The sequence below is a fragment of the Caballeronia sp. M23-90 genome (genome assembly GCF_053574605.1).
In genome coordinates this window covers 1-4,638 of the sequence record NZ_JBSIPA010000503.1, presented here as the reverse complement: position 1 = coordinate 4,638, position 4,638 = coordinate 1, and the positions used below count along the sequence as shown (strand labels likewise).

Annotated in this window: 5 protein-coding genes; 1 reads left to right on the top strand and 4 read right to left on the bottom strand. The window is 61.9% G+C overall.

From position 1 onward, the window contains the following. The 3 genes from ACRXB1_RS31070 to ACRXB1_RS31060 all read right to left on the bottom strand — a co-directional run. The coding region (locus ACRXB1_RS31070; RefSeq protein WP_449494227.1) for a type II secretion system F family protein at positions 1–482 on the bottom strand (482 nt) is incomplete at its 3' end. Further along, positions 482–1,693 carry a GspE/PulE family protein gene (locus ACRXB1_RS31065; protein ID WP_449494226.1) on the bottom strand — a complete coding sequence of 404 codons (1,212 nt, stop codon included), beginning with the start codon at positions 1,691–1,693 and terminating at the stop codon, positions 482–484. The genes ACRXB1_RS31070 and ACRXB1_RS31065, both read right to left, overlap by 1 nt. Before the next feature lie 206 nt (positions 1,694–1,899). Further along, positions 1,900–3,189 carry an HlyC/CorC family transporter gene (locus tag ACRXB1_RS31060; protein WP_075358577.1) on the bottom strand — a complete coding sequence of 430 codons (1,290 nt, stop codon included), beginning with the start codon at positions 3,187–3,189 and terminating at the stop codon, positions 1,900–1,902. Between ACRXB1_RS31060 and ACRXB1_RS31055 the strand changes: the two genes are divergently transcribed. Beyond that, positions 3,089–3,310, top strand: a complete 222-nt coding sequence (locus tag ACRXB1_RS31055) for a hypothetical protein (protein ID WP_449494228.1) — start codon at positions 3,089–3,091, stop codon at positions 3,308–3,310. The two genes, ACRXB1_RS31060 and ACRXB1_RS31055, sit on opposite strands and share 101 nt — an antisense overlap. A gap of 13 nt (positions 3,311–3,323) precedes the next feature. Here ACRXB1_RS31055 and ACRXB1_RS31050 read toward each other — a convergent pair. Continuing rightward, on the bottom strand, positions 3,324–4,638 hold a 1,315-nt coding region (locus ACRXB1_RS31050; RefSeq protein WP_449494225.1), incomplete at its 5' end, for a tannase/feruloyl esterase family alpha/beta hydrolase.

The window sequence follows — 4,638 nt, the reverse complement described above, 5'->3', positions numbered from 1 at the left end:
TCGCGATCTTCCGCGAGGCGCGCGAGCACGGTCGGCAGTGCGCCGGCGAGTTCACCGACCGATACAAGCTGGCAATACAGTGCGTTGAAGCATGCCGGATGACGCCCGAGCGCTTCCGAAAACGCTACGCCTTGCGTGATGTCCCGCGCAACCGCTCCGACAATACGCGGCAAGCCGCCGCGCGAAGGCGTTTGCGCGATCAGGTCGAGACATGGCGCAAGCGGCAGCCCGGCGCGCAGCAAACCGGCGAGTTGCCGGGTGAACAGGGTGACATCGGCGGCTTTGGCTTTTGGCGGCGGCGCCGGTCCCATTCCTGTGAGTTCGAGCACTGTGACGCCGTTGCGCTTGAGCGCAGCGCGGGCGGTCGTGGCGTCCATGGCAATAGTCTTGCCCCGCTTGTTCGCGCCGGTGGCGTCGATGCCCCGCCAGTTGAAGCGAGTATCGGATGGTTGCGATGCTTGCGGTGTTTGCGGTAGTTGCATTAGCCGACCTCCGTCGCACCGGCAGCTTCCGCCACGCTCGTTACGCCTTCCCGCACCCGGGCGAAGGCAGCGTCGCGCAGGCTTGGCATGCCTTCGCTCCGTGCCTGCCGCATGACGGCATGCGTGGCGGCGCGAGCAACGATGAGTTCGCGCATTGCTTCGGAAACGGGCATGAGTTGATGCACGCCAACTCGTCCGCGATAGCCGATGCCATGACAGGCAGCACAGCCGCGCGGTTCGAGCGGCCGGAAGCCCGGCTCCAGTTCCAGGTCGGACGCCACACGGCACGCTTCGCAAAGCCGGCGCACCAGCCGTTGAGCCGTGACGAGCCTGAGCGCCGATGCCAGGTTGTACGGCGCAATGCCAATGTCGATCAGGCGTGCGATGGCAGCGGGCGCGTCGTTCGTGTGAAGCGTGGAGAGCACGAGATGCCCGGTTTGCGCCGCCTTCACGGCTACATCGGCGGTCTCGGCGTCGCGGATCTCGCCCACCATGATCACGTCCGGGTCCTGCCGCATGAACGCCCGCAACGCGACCGCGAAGGTGAGACCGGCTTTGTCCCGCACGCTGACCTGATTGATGCCGGCGAGCTGGATTTCAGCGGGATCCTCAACGGAGCAGACATTGCGCGATTCGGCATTGAGCATCTGCAGGAAGCAATACAACGACAAGGTCTTGCCGCTGCCGGTCGGACCGGTCACGAGCACAAGACCGTGCGGCGCGTGGATTGCGGCCTCGACGGTCCTCTGCTGATCGGCTGCAAGCCCGAGTGCCGCCAACGATAAATCCTTGGGTAGCGACTCCAGCCGGCGCAAAACGAGCTTCTCGCCAAACAGCACCGGCAGGGAATTGACCCGATAGTCCTCAGGACTCCCATTTGCAAGCGGCAGCCGCAAGCGCCCGTCTTGTGGCACGCGCCGCTCCGCAATGTCCATCCGCGCCAGCACTTTGATGCGCGTGGTGAAGGCATCGCGCAAGTGGGGCGGCGGCGTGAGATACGTGTGCAGCGCGCCGTCGATCCGCAAACGGATTCGCCATTCGTGCTCGCCAGGCTCGACGTGGATATCGGACGCGCCGCGTGACGCGGCTTCGCGCAAGGTATCGGTGAGAAGCGCGACGGCGGGCGCGCTGTCTGCCTCGGCAATAGCTTCAGCGGGCCGGGCGCTGAACGGCGGCGGGCTGGAAAAGGTTGCAGGCGGGGAGGAGGACATGGGCGTGGCTCGGTGATCGGTATGTCCCGATCATGACCTCGCACGCCATCGATTGAAACTAGACCGAATGGCTAACGCTTGCAGGTGCAAAAAATTAGACCGAATGGCTAACGCGATGCAACCGGCGACGCAAATCCCGCAAAACAGGGCAATCTGGTGCAACCCGAAACCCTGGACTGCATCCTCTTATGACACCGCCATCTTTCTTACTTTTGTTTCTTGGGCAATACGCCCTGTGGCTGGAAGACCTTCACTGTGCGAATGGCCTGATCGTCGCTGCGCATCACTTCGAAATGCACGCCCGCAATGCGCACGCTCACGTCGCCGTCGGGAATCTCTTCGAGCGTCTCGAGGATCAGCCCGTTCAGCGTTTTCGGGCCGTCGGTGGGAAGCGTCAGCTTGAGCCAGCGGTTCAGTTCGCGCAGCGGCATGCTGCCGGCCACAATGCATTCGCCGTTTTCGTTCCAGCCGCCGCTCGAACCGGCGCCGCGTGGAATGGTGGTCGTGAACTCGCCTATCAGTTCTTCAATGATGTCTTCCGGCGTGACGAGGCCCTGCAACTCGCCGTATTCATTGACCACGATCGCGATCCGATGGCGGCTTTCCTGGAAAAACTGCAGTTGCTGGAACACGGGCGTGCCGGCCGGAACAAAGTACGGTTCGGCGAGCAACTCGCGCAAGGTCTCGCGCTCGAACTCCTGGTTATGCAGCGCCGACAGCGTTTTTCTCACGTGCAGCACGCCCAGCACACGATCTATATCGCCTTGATATACGACCAACTTGTTGTGATAGCAGGTTTCGAGTTGATGAAGAATGGTGTCGAAAGGGGCATCGAAATCGAGCGACTCTATCCGGCGGCGCGGGATCATCACGTCGTCGACCGTGATGTTTTCGAGGTCGAACAGGTTCAGCAAGATGCTGCGGTGCTTGGTCGGCATGAAGTTGCCGGATTCCAGCACGACCGTGCGCAATTCCTCGGTGGAAAGCCGCTGATCCCGCCCGCCCTTCGTATTGATATGCAGCAACCGCAGCACGCCATTGGCGAACAGGTTGACGAACCACACAAGCGGCCGGGCCACGCGCATCAGCGGCGAAAGAACCAGGCTCGCCGGCAATGCGACTTTTTCCGGATACGTCGCGCCGACAATCTTCGGCGCGATTTCCGCGAACACAATAATGAGGAAGGCGACGATCCCGGTTGCGACCGACAGCACGATGTTGTCGTGCCCGAAAGTGCGCAGCGCAATGGAGGTGGTCAGCGCCGAAATGATCGTGTTGATCAGATTGTTGCCAATCAGGATCACGCTCAGCAACTGGTCCGTCTTGGCCAGCAGCCCTTGCGTGACGCGGGCGCGCAGCGAACCCTGGTTGGCGAGGTGTTTGAGGCGATGGCGATTGAGCGCCATCATCGATGTTTCGGAAATCGAGAAAAAAGCGGAGAAAAACAGCAACAGAAAAATGGCGCAAATTTGCGCCCATAAGGGAATGTGGTCCACGCGCGGTTCAAAGAGGGAGGATGGGAAAGACTATAGCAGAGGCCAAAACGATTGCTTCTCGTGCGCCGCCAGGCGTTCTGGACGGCCGTCGGAACGGCCGATCCTCCTTCTGATCCGCTAACCACGCACTGCTTTTATTGACTGCAGGTGAAGCTGCCTGCCGAATTCGCGTCTCCGCCGGTGAATTTCGGCCACGTCGGATAACGGCAAAGGGGACGCGTGCGCCCGAGTGTTGCGGGTGTCGAGTCTGTCATCGTCAGGGTGCCCGGCGCCGTACCGTTCTCCACCCACTGTTCGAGTGCGCCAAGCGAATCGACTTGCGGCAGGAATGGGCCGGTGCCGTGGCCAACGCCCGGCATCAGGTAAAAACGCGCGAAGTTATCGACGGAAGACTGGCCGAACTTCTGCACCAGGGCGTTGTAATAGTCCACGGACGAATCGGTGCTGACGATTTCATCGGCGAGACCGTGGGTGATGATCGCCTTGCCGCCTTTCGCGATGAATGCCGAGAGGTCGGGATTGGTGGCGTCGCTTTCGGCCGAAACCTGCTGGACCTGCCCCTGGTATGCGCCGGGATTGAGCGGATCGAAGGTGAGCGAATTGAAGGTCGGAATGCGCGTGATGAAGTACTTGACCCACTGGTCGCCGGTGACCCACTGGTTTGCGTCGTTCTTGCCGGCAGGGTTGGCAGGCGTCGGAGAAGTGCCGAAATCGCGCGTGGTGTACTGACCCGCGAACACCGATCCGGCAAGGATGTTGTAGCCGGCGTAACGCGTGACGCCGTTTGCAAGCGGATAGGGCAGGAGCAAGGGTGATGCAATCGTGTTGACGGTCGCGATCTGCGCGTCCGAAAGACATGTATCGCCGGTGTCCTTGCCATCCGGGCAGCGCACGGCGGCGAGAACCGCCGGCGCCTGCAGCTTGCAGGCGGCGACGTTGGAGATGATGCCGTCGGCCACGCCATCGAGCGTATCGCAGGCTTTGGTCACGGCGTTTTGCAGCAGGACGGTCTTTTTGACGTCGAGCCAGCCCGCGCCGCCGTTGAGATAAAGCGCACGCCCGAGTACGACATTCGACAGCCGCAGGCCGGTGTAATTGAGCGCGGGGCGGTTCACGACAATGCCGTCGTAATCCGCAGGCCAGCGCTGGATCACGGTGAGGCCGTCGCGGCCGCCGGTCGAGCTGCCGAAGAAATAGGTTTTTGCAGGCGTCGTGTTGTAGCGCGCCTTGAGCAAAAGCATGGCGACATCGTGCGTTTTCTTCAGCGTCAGGCCGCCGTAGTTAGCGAGCGCTTCGTCGTTGGCAGCGAACGAGCCGTCGGTGATGCTCTTGCTCTGGTGACCGGAATCATCGCCAAAGGTTACGTAGCCGCGGGCGAGGGGTGTCGATGAACCGGCGGGCGCCATGTCGAGTGCGGCAAGTCCGGTGATGAGCGTGCCGTCGAAGCCA

Coding starts and splice junctions, on each gene's coding strand:
- ACRXB1_RS31065 (WP_449494226.1), bottom strand. CDS start 1,693: ATGTCCTCCTCCCCGCCTGCAACCTTTTCCAGCCCGCCGCCGTTCAGC.